Annotated in this window: 17 protein-coding genes and 1 pseudogene; 5 read left to right on the top strand and 13 right to left on the bottom strand. The window is 59.9% G+C overall.

What is annotated here, in order from left to right; genetic code table 11:
- The first annotated feature begins 4 nt into the window (after nt 1–4).
- Nucleotides 5–556: a fimbrial protein gene (locus AXW79_RS13540; RefSeq protein ID WP_011899127.1), complete on the top strand. Its 552-nt coding sequence runs from the start codon at nt 5–7 to the stop codon at nt 554–556.
- A 1-nt stretch (nt 557) separates the two neighbouring features.
- On the opposite strand, the gene AXW79_RS23800 is transcribed toward AXW79_RS13540, so the two are convergent.
- The 8 genes from AXW79_RS23800 to AXW79_RS13500 form a co-directional block, all read right to left on the bottom strand.
- On the bottom strand, nt 558–1,166 hold the full coding sequence (locus tag AXW79_RS23800) for a hypothetical protein (protein WP_005316016.1): 609 nt from the start codon (nt 1,164–1,166) through the stop codon (nt 558–560).
- Nucleotides 1,159–1,791, bottom strand: coding sequence for a winged helix-turn-helix domain-containing protein (locus tag AXW79_RS23795; protein WP_005316015.1), 633 nt, complete (start codon nt 1,789–1,791; stop codon nt 1,159–1,161). Before AXW79_RS23795 ends, AXW79_RS23800 begins: the two co-directional genes overlap by 8 nt.
- A gap of 300 nt (nt 1,792–2,091) precedes the next feature.
- Nucleotides 2,092–3,498 carry an AMP-binding protein gene (locus AXW79_RS13525; RefSeq protein ID WP_011899128.1) on the bottom strand — a complete coding sequence of 469 codons (1,407 nt, stop codon included), beginning with the start codon at nt 3,496–3,498 and terminating at the stop codon, nt 2,092–2,094.
- Nucleotides 3,499–3,508: 10 nt separating this feature from the next.
- Nucleotides 3,509–4,426, bottom strand: coding sequence for an o-succinylbenzoate synthase (menC, locus tag AXW79_RS13520; RefSeq protein ID WP_005316010.1), 918 nt, complete (start codon nt 4,424–4,426; stop codon nt 3,509–3,511).
- Complete coding sequence (gene menB, locus AXW79_RS13515; protein ID WP_005316007.1) at nt 4,426–5,286, bottom strand: 1,4-dihydroxy-2-naphthoyl-CoA synthase; 861 nt, start codon at nt 5,284–5,286, stop codon at nt 4,426–4,428. Before menB ends, menC begins: the two co-directional genes overlap by 1 nt.
- Before the next feature lie 162 nt (nt 5,287–5,448).
- On the bottom strand, nt 5,449–6,207 hold the full coding sequence (gene menH / locus AXW79_RS13510; protein ID WP_005316004.1) for a 2-succinyl-6-hydroxy-2,4-cyclohexadiene-1-carboxylate synthase: 759 nt from the start codon (nt 6,205–6,207) through the stop codon (nt 5,449–5,451).
- On the bottom strand, nt 6,197–7,915 hold the full coding sequence (menD, locus tag AXW79_RS13505; RefSeq protein ID WP_005316003.1) for a 2-succinyl-5-enolpyruvyl-6-hydroxy-3-cyclohexene-1-carboxylic-acid synthase: 1,719 nt from the start codon (nt 7,913–7,915) through the stop codon (nt 6,197–6,199). Before menD ends, menH begins: the two co-directional genes overlap by 11 nt.
- 36 nt (nt 7,916–7,951) lie before the next feature.
- On the bottom strand, nt 7,952–9,307 hold the full coding sequence (locus AXW79_RS13500; RefSeq protein WP_011899129.1) for an isochorismate synthase: 1,356 nt from the start codon (nt 9,305–9,307) through the stop codon (nt 7,952–7,954).
- Between the two features lie 208 nt (nt 9,308–9,515).
- Between AXW79_RS13500 and AXW79_RS13495 the strand changes: the two genes are divergently transcribed.
- Complete coding sequence (locus AXW79_RS13495; RefSeq protein WP_011899130.1) at nt 9,516–10,421, top strand: 1,4-dihydroxy-2-naphthoate polyprenyltransferase; 906 nt, start codon at nt 9,516–9,518, stop codon at nt 10,419–10,421.
- A 110-nt stretch (nt 10,422–10,531) separates the two neighbouring features.
- On the top strand, nt 10,532–10,750 hold the full coding sequence (locus tag AXW79_RS13490) for a DUF6500 family protein (protein ID WP_005315999.1): 219 nt from the start codon (nt 10,532–10,534) through the stop codon (nt 10,748–10,750).
- Between the two features lie 83 nt (nt 10,751–10,833).
- Here the strand turns inward: AXW79_RS13490 and AXW79_RS13485 are convergent, their stop codons facing one another.
- Nucleotides 10,834–12,261 (bottom strand): PepSY-associated TM helix domain-containing protein, encoded by a 1,428-nt coding sequence (locus AXW79_RS13485; protein WP_005315998.1) that lies wholly within the window; start codon nt 12,259–12,261, stop codon nt 10,834–10,836.
- A gap of 302 nt (nt 12,262–12,563) precedes the next feature.
- Between AXW79_RS13485 and AXW79_RS13480 the strand changes: the two genes are divergently transcribed.
- Complete coding sequence (locus tag AXW79_RS13480) at nt 12,564–12,932, top strand: hypothetical protein (protein WP_207794271.1); 369 nt, start codon at nt 12,564–12,566, stop codon at nt 12,930–12,932.
- 165 nt (nt 12,933–13,097) lie between these two features.
- Here the strand turns inward: AXW79_RS13480 and AXW79_RS24205 are convergent.
- The 3 genes and pseudogenes from AXW79_RS24205 to dbpA form a co-directional block, all read right to left on the bottom strand.
- Nucleotides 13,098–13,202, bottom strand: a pseudogene (locus AXW79_RS24205) (YkgJ family cysteine cluster protein); the annotation flags it as partial.
- A gap of 39 nt (nt 13,203–13,241) precedes the next feature.
- Nucleotides 13,242–13,532, bottom strand: coding sequence for a YkgJ family cysteine cluster protein (locus AXW79_RS13475; RefSeq protein WP_005315990.1), 291 nt, complete (start codon nt 13,530–13,532; stop codon nt 13,242–13,244).
- Nucleotides 13,533–13,646: 114 nt separating this feature from the next.
- Nucleotides 13,647–15,026, bottom strand: a complete 1,380-nt coding sequence (dbpA, locus tag AXW79_RS13470) for an ATP-dependent RNA helicase DbpA (protein WP_005315988.1) — start codon at nt 15,024–15,026, stop codon at nt 13,647–13,649.
- 352 nt (nt 15,027–15,378) lie between these two features.
- On the opposite strand from dbpA, the gene AXW79_RS13465 reads away from it, so the two are divergent.
- Nucleotides 15,379–16,584 carry a NupC/NupG family nucleoside CNT transporter gene (locus AXW79_RS13465; RefSeq protein WP_005315986.1) on the top strand — a complete coding sequence of 402 codons (1,206 nt, stop codon included), beginning with the start codon at nt 15,379–15,381 and terminating at the stop codon, nt 16,582–16,584.
- Between the two features lie 109 nt (nt 16,585–16,693).
- Here the strand turns inward: AXW79_RS13465 and AXW79_RS13460 are convergent, their stop codons facing one another.
- A complete protein-coding gene (locus AXW79_RS13460; protein WP_005315984.1) occupies nt 16,694–17,194 on the bottom strand; it encodes a metal-dependent hydrolase in 501 nt (166 codons plus the stop codon).
- Nucleotides 17,195–17,256 lie beyond the last annotated feature (62 nt).

Below are 17,256 nucleotides of genomic sequence, written 5' to 3'. Positions count from 1 at the left end.
TCACATGTTCAGGACGTTCTGGATAGGGTTGTTGCTTTGCCCATCACTGGCAGTGATGGCTGCACCACGAGCGGGTGAAGACCTGGAGTTATTGGGCAATACACTTCATCTTCATGGCCGAATTATTGACCAGCCATGCCTGGTATCACCGGAGTCAGCCGATCAGTCGGTCGACATGGGGGTGGTTGACGTCAGGGAGCTCTATTCAGCCGGTGCCGGGGCCCAGGTGCCTTTTGTTATCCGCCTGACCAACTGCAAGCCAGGTATTTTCCGCATGGCCAAGGTGACCTTCAGCGGTTCGGCAGATCAGCAGATGAGCGGTGCTCTGGCTTTTTCCGCAGGTTCTGCCAAGGGGGCGGGTATCCGGTTGTATGACGCCACTCAATCCCCGCTGGATTTGGGTACCCCTTCCCGTGGCTATGTACTGGGCAACTCAACAGAGAACGAGCTGAATTTTTTCGCTCGGGTTGAAGGCCACCCGGATGCCATCGCCGCAAGGAATATCAAACCTGGCGATTATACCGCCGTGGCCAATTTCATTGTCGCCTATGAATAACTCAAGGGTCATTGCGCTGGATGACCTTCAAGTTTTCTCTGCTGGGCCAGGAGAGAACGCCCCCCATATAGCTGGATAAATATATTCCACCCGGCAGTTGGATAAACAGCGCCTTCTGTTTTGGTGGCGTCAAGGCTGCAACCAGAGTGGCGACCATGCTATTATTGATGAGTGCTTTCTGGTCAATGAAGTTGACAATAGTATTCTTTATTTCGACCACAATATCATCATCATCACGCTCTACATCCCCGACGGAATCCAGATTGAACAGTGTCTGTCCCTTATGATCGGTTGCAATCACGGTCGCTACCACAATCTCTCTGTTCATGGTGACAATCATCTTGCTTTTTCTGGTTATTTCTACCCAGTTCTCTGGCGCCAGGCAGCTGCTATGGTATCTGACAACGGTATGCGGATTATTATAATAATTGTGGGAAACATTCTCTCCCTGCAACGCCATCGTTGCTACGACACATTGCACCTCTTCCATGACAGGGTGGCCCGCTCTCAACAGGAAAATATTTTCTGACAGAAGTTTGTTTTTATTGTCAATGGAAAAGTAGCTGATAGCTTCCTTTCCGATGAGAATGGAAACATGTTCATCATTCATAATGAGGGATGCGCTGAGCAAGCGGAGTCAGAGTCGCAATGTTCAATTTCAACGCATGCTCTGTCTCACTGGTCATATAGAGAGAAACATGGCTGAGATTGATCGTTCTCAGGGTATTGGCATTGGCATAATGGTAAATGAATATCACCAATGAGGTAATAGATACCATGATCAATGCAAACAGCATGATGCGTTTTGGACTGAAATAGCGGTCATATCGTCTACGGCTATATTGTCGTCTTGGTTGTGGCATGCTTGCAGGCGTTGGCACTATGTTATCAGTAGCTACCGTTTCCTCTTCTTCTCCGCTTATCTCAACCGGTGCACAGAAGATATAACCGACTCTCGGTATAGTATCGATTGCATCCAGTAAACCAATGGATTCCAGTTTTCTGCGCAGAGAGAGGATCTGACGGTTAAGGTTGGTATCGGTATTGTCCTGATTTGGCCACAAGGTCTCCTGCAGCTTGCCTCTGGCAATGACACTGCCTGCCTCATCACACAGCATTTCGAGTAGCTCTGCTTCCTTGTTGCTGAGCTTGATGTCTCTTTCTCCCTTTGAGAGCTTGAATATTGCAGCGGAGAAAATAATATCCTCTGCAATTTTATAATTTTTGTTACTCATGTGTGACTCGTCTTACCGCCAAGGAGTGCATTTTACCATCATGTGGCAGTTGTTCAAATAATGAAAAAATTACAATATCTTTAATTATCAATTATTTAGGTTTCCATTGAGGTGTCAGGCAGCGGGTATGGTACTACAGGTTATTAATTTGGTTCAAAAAACACTCAAAAAGATGGCCGTTTATGTAATCGTTCTCACTTAGCTTGCAGCCTGAGTATGTTTTTGGCCTCGTTCAGGAGTTTTGTTGAATACGGTGCGGTTCGGATGGATCTGTTGTGCCAGATCTTGTCGTATGGCGGTTTATTGCTTGAAGATTGACTGCTGATACAGCTTTCGCTGTGGTTTGAGCGCCCCGCCCATGTCCGGCCAGGGTTGCCAGAGGTCCGGCACCATGAAGCCGGGTAATGTCTGCCTGATCCAGGCGGCCAGCTCCGGATAGGGCACAGGTTCGCCATGCCAGTCGATGAAGGCGGCGGGTCTTTGCCCCCACTCCTCACTCGATATGGGCACCACCAGTGCCTGGGCCACGGCAGGGTGATCCACCAGCCGCTGCTCTATGGTCTCTGGCTGGATATTCTCCCCGCCCGAGATAAACAGATTGTCGAGCCGCCCCTCCACTACCAGCTCGCCGTCGGCGGTGACATGCCCCTTATCGCGGGTGTGAAACCAGCCAGCCTCGTCGAGCGGTCGCTCCAGTACGCCCTCCATGAAATAACCGGCAAACAAGGTGTCACCGCGTACGCAAATTTCCCCTTGTTGAATGCAGACTTCGCGCCCCGGCAGCGGTTTGCCAACCAGGCCCGCAGTGGTCGGCAGGCCGGTACAGACCTGGCTGGCCATTTCGGAGAGGCCGTAACTCGACTTGGGGGTGAAGCCCATGGCCGCGAGGCGAGCAACCAGCGGCTGCGGGATGGCGGCGCCACCGAGCAACAGCTCGCGCAAGCGGGTGCGAGCGGGGTCAAAACCCTCAGCCATCAGCCGCCAGAGCTGGGTCGGTACCAGCGACAGGTGAGTGATGGGCTGGAATTCGAGGCGCGCCTTGAGGGGCTGACTGCGATCGTCCAGCACCAGGCTGGCGCCTGCCAGAAAGACCCGGAACAGGATGGCGTAGCCGCCGACGTGAAACAGCGGTAGGGAGAGCAGCCAGCCGCACTCTTCATCCAGCGGGATCAGGGAGGCTGAGCCCCGCGCCGAGGCCAGGTGGTTGGCAAGGCGATGAACCACGGCTTTCGGTGTGCCGCTGGAGCCCGAGGTGAGGATCATGTTGTTCAACTGGGCAGGCGCAAGTGGCCAGGGCTGCTCGGTAGCCGCCACTTCTGTGCTGAAATCCAGCCGCAGTGGGCGCCCACTTCCCGCCGGAATTTCGTCCGCCGACCAGAAGGCGGCCACATCCAGCTGCTGCGCCAGTGCGGCCTGTCTGGTCAGTGGAAAGGCGGGGTTGAGCGGGCAGAAAATGATGCCGCTGCGCACGCAGGCCCAGGCCAGCAAGACGTCTGGCAGGGCGCCGCGCACCACGGCTGCTAGGCGGTCGCCGCTGTTCAAGCCAGCCCCTTCCAGTTGCAGGCACAGGCTGTTGAGCCTTGCATCCAGCTGCTGGTAGTTGAGGGGACTTGCTGTGTGGATGGCGATCCGGTGGGGCGCGGCTTGTGCCCAGTGGCGCACCGGGCATGGCTCTAAATGGGAGTGATGGTCAGATGTCGGCAGCATGCAGGCCCCTTCAGTCACGGTGAAACAGGGGCTCCAGCAGACTCAGGTCAGGGGTGCCCTGGGTATCCAGCAGGTCGCTTGCCAGCCAGCGTTTGGTGTCCAGCCCCGGTGCCTGATCCGGCGCCCATTCACCCGCGAGACGGGCGAGCTGGCCGAGGCCGACACCGGACTCGAAACAGGAGGAGACGATCACTTTCAGGCGCAGCTCGCGGGCGCGGGCCACCAGGGCTTCACTGTTGGCTAGAGAGCCGAGCAACATGGGTTTGAGCACCAGGGCTCTCAGCTGCGGGATGGGCTCCCAGGGTTTGCCCTGTGCCAGCAGCTCGTCGATGGCCACCGGCATGCCGGTGCGGTTTGCCACGAAGGCGATGTCGTCAAAGTTGGCGCAAGGGTCTTCCAGATATTCGATTCGGTTTGGGTCCAGGTGACCGCAGAAGGCCCAGGCCTCCTCACGGGTCCAGCCCTGGTTGGCGTCCAGCACCAGCTTGAGAGTGGGAATGCGATCGCACAGCAGGCGGATCAGCGCCAGCTCGTCGCGCATGGGGTAACGGGCCACTTTCAGCTTGGCCTTGCTGGGGGTCTGGTGCAGCCAGTCCTTCCAGTGTTTGAGCAGCTCCTGGGGGGAGCCTTGAATAAGGGGATAGGGTGCGGGCAGGGTGGCGGCCTGTTCAGGCCAGATCCGGCGCGCGCAATCGAACCCAAATTGCACCGAAGGCAGCAGGGGCGAGATGGGCTGTCCCTGAGCCAGTTGCTCCAGACAAGCGAGCGCTTCGGCCAGGGTCTCTTTGGAGAAACCGGGCAGGGGGGCTATCTCCCCCCAGCCCTTGTCAACGCGAACCAGCAGGCCCTCTCGCGCCACCTCCACCTTGCCGTGAAAGGTCAGGGGCTGGGTAAAAGGCAGTTGGTAGCGATAGAGAGCGAGTTTCATCAGGGATTCCGCTTGTATTTGGAGAAGTCGGGACGACGTTTTTCGTTGAACGCGTTACGCCCTTCCTGACCCTCTTCGGTCATGTAGAACAGCATGGTGGCATTCCCCGCCAGCTCCTGCAAGCCGGCCTGGCCATCGCAGTCGGCGTTGAGGGCCGCTTTCAGGCAGCGCAGCGCCATCGGGCTGTTTTGCAGCATCTCGCGGCACCAGCGCACGGTTTCGCGCTCCAGATCGGCCAAAGGCACGACTGTGTTGACCAGCCCCATGTCGAGCGCTTGCTGGGCATCGTACATGCGGCAGAGGAACCAGATCTCGCGGGCCTTCTTCTGGCCGACGATGCGGGCCATGTAGGAGGCGCCCCAGCCGCCGTCGAAGGAGCCGACTTTCGGACCTGTCTGGCCGAACTGGGCGTTGTCCGCCGCTATGGTCAGATCGCACATCATGTGCAGCACGTGGCCGCCACCGACCGCATAACCGGCCACCATGGCGACCACGGGTTTCGGGCAGGTGCGGATGTCACGCTGGAAGTCGAGCACGTTGAGGTGATGAGTGCCTTCGTCGTCCTGGTATCCACCGTAGTCGCCACGGATCTTCTGATCGCCACCGGCGCAGAACGCCTTCTCGCCGAAGCCGGTGAGTATGATGGTGCCGATATGATCGTCATAGCGGGCATCGGCCAGCGCCTGCAGCATCTCTTTGACGGTGCGGGGACGGAAGGCGTTGCGTACCTGAGGGCGATTGATGGTGATCTTGGCAATGCCATCGCCGGACTTGTGATAGAGGATGTCCTCGTAACCGGCGGAGCAATCGCGCCACTCGACAGGTGCGTACAGTTCCGCTTCCGTCATTGCCTCAATCATGGTTTTTTCCTTCTGATCTGGTAGAGCAGAGTTGAGCAATATCGTCATGCTGGACGAGGGTATACAGTCCCGCTTCCGTCATTGCGTCAATCATGTGCACTCTCTTTTTCTTGTTGGTGATAAGCCCGCGACGCCGGCTCGGGTAAAGGGTGTCATGCCGTTTTATGGCGTACTCGCAATCCAGTCGCGCAGGCACGAGGCAAAGCGCTCGGGCTGGCTGGCGTGCAGATTGTGGCCGCCATCCAGGGTCAAGTGATTGATATTGCAGCCCTGCTTTACCAACTGGCAAGCCAGTTGATGGAATTTGTGATCCCGGCTGCCGGAGATCCAGGTCACCGGCAACCGGGTGCTGACGAGCCAGGGCGCGAGGTTCGGCTGCTGGCCCAGCGAGGTGGCGCGCAGCATGGTCGCGACGGCCGGGCCCTGATTGCCAAGGCGTCCGGCTATCTGGCGGGCGCGAGCGGCCTCGTCGAGATCGGCAAAGACCCCCTGCTGATACCAGTCGGCCAGCACCTCTGTCAGCGGTTCGCGCTCGAAGCGCCGGGCCCAGCCCTCATCGTGTTCGATGCGAGCTGCCCGCTCGGCCAGCGGCAGGCCGGGATGGCAATTTTCCAGCAGCAGGGCCTGCAATCCGGCAGGGGATTGGCTGGCGTGATAGAGGGCGAGCCGCCCGCCCAGCGAATAGCCGGCCAATCGGTACTGCTCGATGCCGAGTGCCTTTAGCGCATCACAGAGCCACTGATGAGCCTGCTCGAAGCCGGTCACACTCAGCCCTTGATTGCTGCCGTGGCCCGGCAGATCCAGCGCGTGGCAATCTATTCCAGGCAAGGCTTCGATCACTGGCTGCCAGTCGCGGCCATCGCCGAGCAGACCATGCAGCAGCACCAGAGGCAGTTCCTGGCTGTTCGGGTTAGAGGCCACGAATAGCCGCCCCCAGTGCCTTGAGATCCTCGGCGACTTCGCTGCTCGGTACCTTGATTTCAATCAGGGTTACTTTCTTTTCCAGCTCCGGTTTTTTCAGCGCGGCGGTGTAGGCCTGCTCGAATTCAGCCAGCGTGGTTGGTGCCCGATAATGGAGGCCGAACATGGCGGCGGCATGCTCGAAGTGCAGACCGTGGGGCAGGCAGTAGTAGGTCTCCAGCAGCCTATCGCCGGTGGGCACCGGCAACATGCGAAAGATGCTGCCGCCGTCGTTGTTGAGCAGGATCACCACCAGCGGCCGGCTCGATTTGCCGAGCAGGGCCAGACTGTTGAGATCGTGCAGGGCGCTGAGATCGCCAATCAACAGGGTCGTTGGCTGCTCGCTCGACTGGGCAAAACCATAGGCGGTGGCGATGAGGCCATCAATGCCGGAGGCGCCGCGGTTGGTCATCACCCGGCTCGGCCCCTTGCCCGCTTCGCCGAGCATGTCCATCAGCCGGGCCGGCATGCTGTTGCCGACAAACAACTGGCCTTGAATCAGGTTGCCCAGCCGATGACAGACGCCTAGCTCGGAGAAGCGATCGCAAGCGCTGCGGATCTGGCGGGTGGCGCTCTGCTGGCGCTCCGCCAGCCGGTGCCAGGGCAGGTGGCGAGTGCTCACTTTGTGGGTTGCGGCGAAGGCGGCGGGCTCGCACACCAGACGGCGGCGCAGCCGGTAATCGGGATCGAGTCGCGCCGGCTGCGGGTCCACCAGCCAGTAATCCTGCCAGGGGTGCTGCTTGATGAACTGGCCGAGCCGCTTGGAGATGAGGCGGGCACCGAATTGCAGCAACACTTCGGCGCGGGCCAGCTCGGCCACGAAACAGCTGTTTTGCAGGGCGAGATCCATGTGGATGAGGTTGCGGGCATCGAAGCGGATCTGGCTCTGCAGATCCGCCAGCAGCGGCCAGCCGAGGCGCTCGGCCAGCTCGGCCACCACCTGCGCCTGGGCGGGATCCTGAATGCGTCCCGCGACTATGATGCCGCGTTTGCCCTGCAAGGCTGCCCAATCGGGCTGGCGGGGACAGATCTGCTCATTCTGCTGCCAAGGACTCCAGGGCTCGCTTGAATGCAGCCAGTCGCCGAGGGGGGCCAGATAGCCGGAAAAATCCAGGTACTCATCACCGGGATAGAGGGGCTCGGGGTACATGCAGTTGAAATGGACTGGTCCGGGAGTCAGAGCCTGCTGGGCCAGCACCTGATCCACCGAGCTCAGCACGAAGGCCGCGGGTATGGTCGGTGTGGGGCTCGGCAGGTTCTGCTGATAGACGGGGTAGCGACCGAAGATCCCCTGCTGATCGATCGCCTGGTTGGCGCCGTTGTCGATAAGCTCGGGTGGCCGATCGGCCGAGAGGATAATCAGCGGCACGCCTGTGAGTTGCGCCTCCGCCACGGCGGGCCAAAGGTTGGCGACCGCCGTGCCCGAGGTCATGATCACCGCCACCGGTCGACCGCTGCCCTTGGCCAGCCCCAGCGCCATAAACCCCAATCCCCGCTCGTCAAAATGGAGGTGGCGGCGAAAGCCGGCATGGGCGGCCGCGGCCATGGTGAGCGGTGCCGAACGTGAGCCCGAGGCCAGCGCTATGTCTCGCACGCCGAGGCGATGGAGCTCTTCCAGCAAGAGGGAAGACCAGACGTGATTGAAGGTGGCATGTTGACTGGCAAACATGAGGCTCTCGCTGAATGAGGGGTCGATGAGAAAACGCTATCCCAGCAGGGAGAGCACATTGGCGATCTTGTTGTCGAGTTCGGCCCACTCGGCGGCGGGTTCTGATCCCGCCACTATGCCAGCCCCGGCATAGAGTGTGATTGTCTGCGCCGTGACGCGGGCGCTGCGGATGGCGACGGAGAACTCCGAGGTCTCCCGGCTCAGCATGCCGCAGGCACCGGCATACCAGCCGCGATCATGGGGCTCGAACTCGCGGATGAAGGCCAGTGCGGCTTCGCGCGGGGCGCCGCCCACCGCGGGGGTGGGGTGCAGGGCGTCCAGCAGTTGCCAGTCACACACTCCGGGTTTGAGTTCGGCCTCTATGTCGCACTTGAGGTGTTGCAACAGCCGCAGTTTCAGAATGCGCGGCTCGGTCAGGCTGGCGCCCGTGGTGAGCGGTGCCAGTCGACTGAGGATGTCGGCATGCACCAGCCTGTTCTCCAGCCGGTTCTTGCTGTCGGCCAGCAGCTCCGCGGCCAGGGCCGCATCGGTCGCCTCGTCGCCGGAGCGGCGTATGGTGCCTGCCAGTGCCTCGGTGAAGAGATGATCCTGTTCCCTACGGTAGAGCCGCTCGGGGGAGCAGGCGATAAAGCTCTGCTCGGGGGAAAACTGAAAGCCGAAGTGGAAGCAGTCCTGGGCATGCTGTGCCCACTGTGCCAGCAGGGCCCAGGGGGGGACGGCATTGCCGGCATCATGTGTGGCATCAGCCCTTGCGTCATTCAGGGTAAGACGGCTCTCCCGCGACAGCACTACCTTGGGAGTGTGCGCCTGAAAATCGGGGGCTGTGACCCGTTCCACCAGTTGCTGCCAGTGCGGCTGGGCAGGGCAATCCTGGCGTTGCCAGTCGCGCCGCAGCAAGGGGGAAAGCGGCGCTTCCGGCAGCAGGGCATCAAGCGCTGCTTCGGCGGCCAGCATTTCGGCATCGAACTCGGCCGCTGCTTGCTGCTCCGGTAGCCAGAGATTGAGGCAGAGGCTGACACACTCGCCCCGGCGCACCAGCTCGATGCGGGGCAGCACGAAGCGGCAGGGGCCGAATCCCTGCCAACCGGGCTGAGCGGGATCGAACGCCAGCCCGCCGTAGTAGCGCGGGCTGTCATCATGAGGCTGGTTGGCGTGCTCACAGACTCGCTGGATGTCTTGTGGACGGGTCAGTTCCCGGATACAGCCCAGCGCCACATACTCGGGCTTGTCGTGCCCTCTGGCATGCCAATAGATGCGGGGATAGAGAGTCTGCGCCGCGAGCCAGCCCAGAAAGGAGCCGACCTCGATCGCCACGCGCAGCCGGACGAAGCCGCTGGCGTTGCTGTGACGCCGGGCGTCCAGTTGTTGCTTGATATGGGTCTGAGCCAACATGGATTTCGTCTATGAGCCGATAGTGACGGTCAATCCTGCAGAAGGATGCCGTTGGTTTATGCCAAAGGAGCGATTATTCCTATATATTATCTGCCCATTCGTCCATGTAAATCGCCCGGGGAGCTTACCTCCCGAGGCGCCAAGTATACCGAAATCCAGTTCGATAACCCTTAACACGATCAATATCTGATTGTTTGGCCATCACAATATGACAAATACCTTCTCTATCTGGTTGCTGGCGGCGCGTTTGCGAACCTTGCCGCTCGCGTGCTCCTCCATTTTGCTGGGCTCGGGGCTGGCGGCCAGTCGTGGGGCCTTCGATGGCACCATAATGACACTCTCCCTGCTGACCGCCATACTGCTGCAGATCCTCTCCAATCTGGCCAACGATTACGGGGATGCGGTATCCGGTGCGGACAATGGCGAGCGGATTGGCCCCCAGCGTGCCGTGGTCTCGGGTCTCATCACCCAAAAGCAGATGTGCGTGGCCATGGGGCTGACCGCCCTGGCTGCCGTGGTTAGCGGCCTCTCTCTGCTGGGTTGCGCCTTTGGCGATCAGTGGCTGCAGATCCTCACTTTCGTGGTGCTGGGTGGCGCAGCCATAGTCGCGGCCATCACCTACACGGTGGGCAAGACCCCTTACGGCTATCGCGGGTTCGGGGATATCTCGGTGTTCCTCTTCTTCGGTCTGCTGGGGGTACTCGGCTCCTACTATCTGTTTACCAAGACACTGGCGTGGGATCTGCTGCTGCCGGCCACTGCCTGCGGCCTGCTGGCGACCGCCGTGCTCAACATCAACAATGTGCGGGATATAGAGACGGATGCGGTCAGCGGCAAGATCACCCTGGCGGTGCGGCTGGGTCGCAACCGTGCCATCGCCTACCACTGGCTGTTGCTGGGGGCGGCGCTGGTCAGCACCATCGCCTTCCTGCTGACCCAGCCCGCCAGTTTCTGGCCCTGGATCTTCCTGCCTGCCATGAAGCCCCTCACCGATGCTGCGCGCACCCTGCGTGAAAGCTACGATGGCGAGGTGCTGACCGGTGCCCTCAAGAAGACCGCCATCAGCGCCTTCCTGTTCAGCCTGCTGCTCTCCATCGGGTTGGCGCTCTCCTGATGGGATGCTTGCTTGTTTTTTTTATGTGAAAAGGGCTCCCGATGCGGGAGCCCTTTTTGTGTGCTGACGCGACTCGTTGGCACGTCACCAGTCAGACAGGAGAACGGCTTATGCGCGAGTCACTCAAACAGAAAATCATCCAGGTTTGCCGCCAGAAAATAGCGCAGAAGGGGGAGACGGTCGGGCTCTCTTTTTATGCGTTTTTCGCCAACAGAAATGATGACCCCGACTTGCTGATGGAGGCGGCGACCTGGTGGATCCAGACTCACAGACTCGACCATTTCGAGAAGGCCAGAAAGATCCTCCAGCTGGTCGAGGGGAGCAAGTAGGACAGGGATGAAACAAGCAGGGCTCCAAGAAGGAGCCCTGCTTGCATATGGCTTTGTCACCCCGTCGTTCGGGTGAGTGACACTCAGCTGGCTTGGGCCAATCTGGGGGCCCGGCGGGAGAAGAAGAGGCTGTCCAGCAGCCAGATGACCAGCATGGAGGCGCCCACCAGCGGGAAGGCGATACCGAGCAGGATCAGCAGGGCGATGGCACCGCGCATGGGGGGCAATTTGGCAGGCAGCGGCGGGGCGGCGAGACGCCCCTGCGGGCGGCGGCTCCACCAGATCCAGAGGCCGCTCACCGAGCTCAGCAGCACCATCAGGCATATGATCAGCATGGCGAGCTGATGGGGCCAGCCATAGAGTTTACCCATGTGCAACATGACGCCGGTTTCCACCGTCTTGGCGACCGGGCCGTAATCCTGCCAGCGCACGTCGGCCAGTACCTTGCCGCTGTACTGATCGATATGCAAGGTGGCATCGTTGCGCGGATCGTCGGCGAACAGGGCTATGGTGTAGACGCCGCTCTCACCGACCGGTGGTGTGATGCTGTAACCCGGGCTGACCTGACGTGCCTGTGCGATCTCCACTACCTGTTGCAGCGGAATGCGGTGGCTGGCCATGACAATGTCATCCTGCTCGCCGCCCTGGTGCATGGCGCTGTGATCATGACGCTTGGCTGCTGGCTGTGAACTCGGCATCGGCATCGTCTCCACCGCCCAGGGCACTGTCTGTTCATGGGAATGGTTGAGGTTGCGGACGAGAGGGGCGGATTTGGGAACCTCATTCCACATGGCGGCGGGGAAGCGATTCCAGAGGTCGGCGAATTGAGCTCCCCAGAATCCGGTCCAGGTCATGCCGCTCAGCAGCAGCAACAGCAGGAAGCCCGCGCCCCAGAAGCCGACCACGGCGTGCAGATCTCGCCACCAGAGGCGCCCGCGCTGATTCAGCCTTGGCCACAGGATACCGCCGACACCCGGGCCCTTGCGCGGCCACCAGAGATAGAGGCCGCTGACAAGCAGCACTATGCCCCAGCCGGCGGCCAGCTCGATCAGCCGATCCCCTGTGGTGCCGAGCAGCAGATCGGCATGCAGAGCGCGGGCCACCGCCTGCAAGTTCCACTTGTTGTCCATGGTGCCGAGCAGGGTACCGCTGACAGGATCCATAAACAGGGTGAGTTCATTGCCTTGTTGCGTGACGATAAACTGGGCGCTGGTATCCGGCGCGGCCGGCGGCAGGTATTTGCTCAGGTTGGCGTCCGGCATGGTGGCCCGTGCCTTGGCCCACAGGGCATCGGCGCCAAGGGGCTTGCCCGGCAGTTGATCGGTGCTCAGGATGTGGGCGGCGGGGGGCACCTTCATCAGCTCGGGATAGAGCAAATTGTCGAGCTGGGGTTTGAACAGATAAACGATCCCTGTCAGTGAGAGCAGGATCAGGAAGGGGGCGGCGAAGAGGCCGGCGTAGAAGTGCCAGCGCCAGATCCGCTGGTAATGGCTCGAGGCCCTGTTTTTCATCTCTGATCCTTGCGCTAATGACCAACGTTTCTGCTGGTGGAATGTTTGTGGCGGCGCGGATGATAACAGCAACGTTTTGTTAACTGCAACAGAACATGATGGGCTCACTCTGGGAGTGATACAGAGCGTCAGCGTGAGGCTCGGGGAGTCAAAAGGTGGCGCTGTCGGCGTCAGGGTGCTGGATGTAGCATGGACTTTTTGTAGATAAATCCTTACCTTGTTGCAACATCCGGCTGTGCTGGCACAGTGAAAATCCATGGAAGGAGGCGGACGTGACGTTACAAGCACACGGTCATTTCAAGATGCAGCGGCAGGGACAGGTGCTGATCTGTCAGCCGAGTGGTCCCTTCAATCTGATGGGGGCCATGGCCTATGAGTCAGCCTTCAGCCAGCAGTTCGCCCAGTTGCGTGATGCGCCCTGGGGAATCGTCGAGGTAGCAACCGAATTTGAGGCAGCAGGGCCCGAGGTTCTAGCCCGTTTTCGTCGCCAGTTCGGCTGGTGTGCCGCCAACGGCTGCGCCTTTCTGGCTGTGGTGCTGGCGGGGAGCTTCAAGCAATACCTGGCGGATCAGATATTCCACGACCTGCCGTTTCAGGAGGTTCGCTACTTCGGGCAGACCGACGAGGCGCTTCACTGGCTTAAGCAGCAGCTGGCCGCGAAACAGGCCTAGGTAAGTACCTTCGTATCGTGACTAGCTCAGGTTGGTAAACCATTTATCCCGCTCGTCGACGCAGTCGGGCTCGCCCATCTCGAATTCGCGGCAGATAAGCGGGCGAACTTCGTAGAAGCGGCACATCGTTGAGAGTGAGGTCCAGCGCCGCTTGCTATCCCTTGGTCAACTCAGATTGATAAACCATTTATCCTGCTCGTCGACGCAGTCGGGCTCGCCCATCTCGAATTCACGGCAGATAAGCGGGCGAACTTCGTAGAAGCGGCACATCGTTGAGAGTGCGATCCAGCGCTGCTTGCTATCCCTTGGTCAACTCAGATTGATAAACCATTTATCCCGTTCGTCGACGCAGTCGGGCTCGCCCATCTCGAATTCACGGCAGATAAGCGGGCGAACTTCGTAGATACGGCACATCATGGTATTGCGATCGAGCGCCGCACACCAACCATCTTCCAGCCGGTGCATCACGGGCACCTGTCCTTCTATCTCGTCCACGTAGCGATCCGGTACGCCGGTATCGGTAAACAGCATGACTTCGAGGCGGCAGCAGCAGGCTTCGCAGTTCTGGCAGCTGACTTCGGCTTGGGGTTCTCTGTTCATCTGTGTTGTCCATGCCATGGGAATGGCACATGTTCGATAAAAAACAGGCGCCTGCAAAGGCGCCCGAGTCGTGGTCAAGATTGAGCCCGGCAGATGAGCTGCCAGGCTGCGTCGTTAACCCAGTTTGCGGGCGCGGTAGGTACGGCCCTTGATCTTGCCTTCCTGCAACCGCTTGAGGGCGGCGCTCCCTACGCTGCGCTTTACCGCTACGTAGGAGTACTGCTCGGAGATCTGGATCTTGCCTACATCGGCACCGGCAATGCCGCCTTCACCGGTCAGGGCGCCCAGAATGTCACCGGCGCGCACCTTGGTCTTGCGGCCTGCATCGATGGAGAGGGTCACCATCTGCGGCGCAATCGGCTTGATCTCGCGACCAATCTCGGCCAGATCGCCCTGCGGCATGGGGGCCTGCTGGTACTCTTCGATGAGGTTGACGCGCTGGGCCTCGTTCGGCTGGTAGAGGCTCAGGGCCAGACCCTGCTGGCCGGCGCGACCGGTACGACCGATGCGGTGCACGTGTACTTCCGGATCATAGGTCAGCTCGTAGTTGATGACGGCGCCCAGCTCCTTGATGTCGAGACCGCGGGCGGCCACGTCGGTGGCCACCAGAATGGTGGCGCTGCCGTTGGCAAAGCGCACCAGCACCTGATCCCGCTCCCGCTGTTCCAGATCGCCGTTCAGTGCCAGCGCCGAGAAGCCCTTGGCGGCCAGATGATCGGCCACGTCGTTGCAGGCCCGCTTGGTGTTGCAGAACACCACGCAGGAGGCCGGTTGATAGTGGCTCAGCAGCCAGGTGAGGGCGTCGAGGCGCTGACCGGCCGGGACTTCATACAGCTTCTGTTCGATGGCGCTCCCCTCGTGCAGGGACTCCACGCTGACCTCGACCGGATTGCGCTGCACACCGCGGCTCATCTGGGCGATCCCCTCCGGATAGGTGGCGGAGAAGAGCAGGGTCTGGCGCTGCTCGGGTGCATAGCTGATGACCCGGTTGATCTCTTCGCCAAAACCCATGTCCAGCATGCGATCCGCTTCATCCAGCACCAGCGTCTTGAGGCCGGAGAGTTCGAGAGTGCCCTGCTCCAGATGCTTGAGAATGCGACCCGGGGTGCCGACGGCGATGTGGGCACCAAAGCCCAGGGTGGCAGACTGGGGGGCTGTCTGGGTACCGCCGCACAGGGTGACCAGCTTGACGTTGGGCAGGGCGCGGGCCAGACGACGTATCTCCTGGGCTACCTGATCCGCCAGCTCGCGGGTCGGACAGAGCACCAGCGCCTGCACTTCGAGGCGGTTGACGTTGAGCTTGGCGAGCAGGCCGAGGGCGAAGGCCGCTGTCTTGCCGCTGCCGGTTTTTGCCTTGGCGATCAGGTCTTTGCCGTCGAGCACCAGGGGCAGGCTCTGGGCCTGGATCGGGGTCATCTGCAGATAACCCAGGCTGGTGAGGTTCTCTTGCAGGGCGGGGGAGAGATTGAGGCTGCTAAATTCGGTGTTGTTCACAAAAGGACTCTATTTCGGAGAATACGGGGTGCGCACAGCGCTAAGGGCGCGCATTGTACCAGAATGCGGCACCGGATGTGGCGGATTTTTGAACGCATGAGCAAAGGCGGGCAGCAAGGAGTGTGAAGGGAAAAAAGGAGCTTCTCCTGCTTAGTGTGGCAAAACAGAATGCCAGGCATGGTCAAAGTGTATGGAGATGGTTTATGACTAATTAATCGAAGGCAAGGTAAACGTTTGTATTATCCAACATGCATATTTTTACCGCAGATTGTGATGGCTATCTGATTTTTAAATATGCATATGTCTATGATGGCGCCCATCAAATATAACAATTCACTCAGGTGCTACAGGTATGGAATACGTTCACTTTATACTCGGACTCGTCATGGTCCTTGCTCTCGCTTTGCTGGCCAACCGCCACAACTGGAAACAGATCAAATTGCGTTATATTGGCCAACTGCTGGTGGTCGAACTGGCGCTGGCCTGGTTCATGCTGAACTCCGAAGTGGGCCTGGCCGTGGTGGGTGGCTTTGCCGCCGGCTTCACCAAGCTGATGGAGTTTGCCAAACAGGGGACCGATTTTGTATTCGGTGGTCTGGTCAACGAAGGGGCCTTCTCCTTCTTCCTGATGGTACTGATGCCCATCGTCTTCATCTCTGTACTGATCGGCATTCTGCAGTACATCCGTCTGCTGCCCATCGTCATCCGTGGCATAGGGACAGTGCTGGCCAAGGTGAACGGCATGGGCAAGCTGGAATCATTCAACGCCATCAGCTCCATGATCGTCGGCCAGTCCGAGAACTTCATCGCGCTCAAGAACACACTGCCGCACCTGAATGAAAAGCAGATGTACACCCTGGCGGCGACTGCCATGTCCACCGTTTCCATGTCCATCGTCGGCGCCTACATGCAGTTGATAGAGCCGCGCTACGTGGTGGCCGCGCTGGTGCTCAACATGTTCAGTACCTTCATCGTGCTGTCGCTGATCAACCCGTACGAGCCGGATAACTCGGTCACCGATCTGAAAGCCATCGCCGAAGGCGACGAGCACCACACACCGAAGAAAGAGAACTTCTTCGAGATGCTGGGCGAGTACATCATGGCCGGTTTCACCGTGGCCGTGATAGTGGGTGCCATGCTGGTCGGCTTCATCGCTCTGATCGCCCTGGTCAACTACCTGTTCGAAGTAGCGTTTGGCGTCAACTTCCAGTACGTCATGGGTTACATTTTCTACCCAATCGCCTGGATCCTGGGTATCCCCAGTGGTGAGGCCCTGCAAGCCGGCTCCATCATGGCGACCAAACTGGTGACCAACGAATTCGTGGCCATGATGGATCTGGGCAAGATTGCTGCCGAGCTCTCCCCGCGTACCATCGGCATCCTCTCCATCTTCATGGTGTCGTTCGCCAACTTCAGCTCCATCGGTATCATCGCCGGTGCTGTGAAGGCACTGAACGAAGAGAAGGGCAACATGGTCTCCCGCTTCGGTCTGAAGCTGGTGTACGGTTCTACTCTGGTGAGCCTGCTCTCCGCCGTGATTGCCGGTGTGATGATCTAGTCACACCTCGCCATCACCACGACAAACCCCTGCCTTGGCAGGGGTTTGTTTTTTTCAGGGGTGGGCAAATGCGTCCCCATGTTCGCAGACATGCCGTGCCTGGGCTGGTTCAGCCGAGCCAGTGGCTCCACCAGCCAGCCGCCAGCAGGGTGAGAGTGCAAAAGCCGGTTTCGATGGCGCCACCACTCTTGAGGGGGCAGCCTGGCAGCCGGTAGCGGCGCTTGATGGGCCAGAACAGCGGAATACCCGCCGGCGTGAGCCAGTCTCCCAGCAGGTGGCTGAGGTAGCCGATAATGAGCGCATCCTTGATCCCGGCGGGCAGCAGGTCGGGCGCCAGGCTCTGATCCAGTCCCCACACGGCTGCGGCGACCGCCAGCAGGCTATGAGTGAAGCCGCGATGACCAAACAGTCGCGAGAGCGGTTTCGAGATCCAGGGCAGCTGCTGCCCCAGCACGGACTTGGGGTGGTCGAGATCCGGCAGCAGGGCGCTGGCCAGCGCCGCCGGTATGGTCTGCCACAGGCTGGCATCCGACAGGGCTGGCGTGAGCTGGAGTTTGTGGGCGAGCAGGGTGCAGGTAACGGAAAACAGCAGATGCCCTTGGGCGGTCATGGTGATTACGGCGTGGAGAAATGGCGGCGCATCTTACCAGTGTCGCGGGCCATTGCAGCAAA

It is taken from the genome of Aeromonas salmonicida subsp. salmonicida (genome assembly GCF_001643305.1).
Lineage (GTDB): Bacteria > Pseudomonadota > Gammaproteobacteria > Enterobacterales > Aeromonadaceae > Aeromonas > Aeromonas salmonicida.
This window is presented reverse-complemented; position numbering and strand designations above follow the sequence as displayed.

Bases quoted from the DNA above. Each gene is read 5' to 3' on its own strand.
- AXW79_RS13540 (WP_011899127.1), top strand. From the start codon at position 5: ATGTTCAGGACGTTCTGGATAGGGTTGTTGCTTTGCCCATCACTGGCA.
- AXW79_RS23800 (WP_005316016.1), bottom strand. From the start codon at position 1,166: ATGAATGATGAACATGTTTCCATTCTCATCGGAAAGGAAGCTATCAGC.
- AXW79_RS23795 (WP_005316015.1), bottom strand. From the start codon at position 1,791: ATGAGTAACAAAAATTATAAAATTGCAGAGGATATTATTTTCTCCGCT.
- AXW79_RS13525 (WP_011899128.1), bottom strand. From the start codon at position 3,498: ATGCTGCCGACATCTGACCATCACTCCCATTTAGAGCCATGCCCGGTG.
- menC (WP_005316010.1), bottom strand. From the start codon at position 4,426: ATGAAACTCGCTCTCTATCGCTACCAACTGCCTTTTACCCAGCCCCTG.
- menB (WP_005316007.1), bottom strand. From the start codon at position 5,286: ATGATTGAGGCAATGACGGAAGCGGAACTGTACGCACCTGTCGAGTGG.
- menD (WP_005316003.1), bottom strand. From the start codon at position 7,915: ATGTTTGCCAGTCAACATGCCACCTTCAATCACGTCTGGTCTTCCCTC.
- AXW79_RS13500 (WP_011899129.1), bottom strand. From the start codon at position 9,307: ATGTTGGCTCAGACCCATATCAAGCAACAACTGGACGCCCGGCGTCAC.
- AXW79_RS13495 (WP_011899130.1), top strand. From the start codon at position 9,516: ATGACAAATACCTTCTCTATCTGGTTGCTGGCGGCGCGTTTGCGAACC.
- AXW79_RS13490 (WP_005315999.1), top strand. From the start codon at position 10,532: ATGCGCGAGTCACTCAAACAGAAAATCATCCAGGTTTGCCGCCAGAAA.
- AXW79_RS13485 (WP_005315998.1), bottom strand. From the start codon at position 12,261: ATGAAAAACAGGGCCTCGAGCCATTACCAGCGGATCTGGCGCTGGCAC.
- AXW79_RS13480 (WP_207794271.1), top strand. From the start codon at position 12,564: ATGCAGCGGCAGGGACAGGTGCTGATCTGTCAGCCGAGTGGTCCCTTC.
- AXW79_RS13475 (WP_005315990.1), bottom strand. From the start codon at position 13,532: ATGAACAGAGAACCCCAAGCCGAAGTCAGCTGCCAGAACTGCGAAGCC.
- AXW79_RS13465 (WP_005315986.1), top strand. From the start codon at position 15,379: ATGGAATACGTTCACTTTATACTCGGACTCGTCATGGTCCTTGCTCTC.
- AXW79_RS13460 (WP_005315984.1), bottom strand. From the start codon at position 17,194: ATGACCGCCCAAGGGCATCTGCTGTTTTCCGTTACCTGCACCCTGCTC.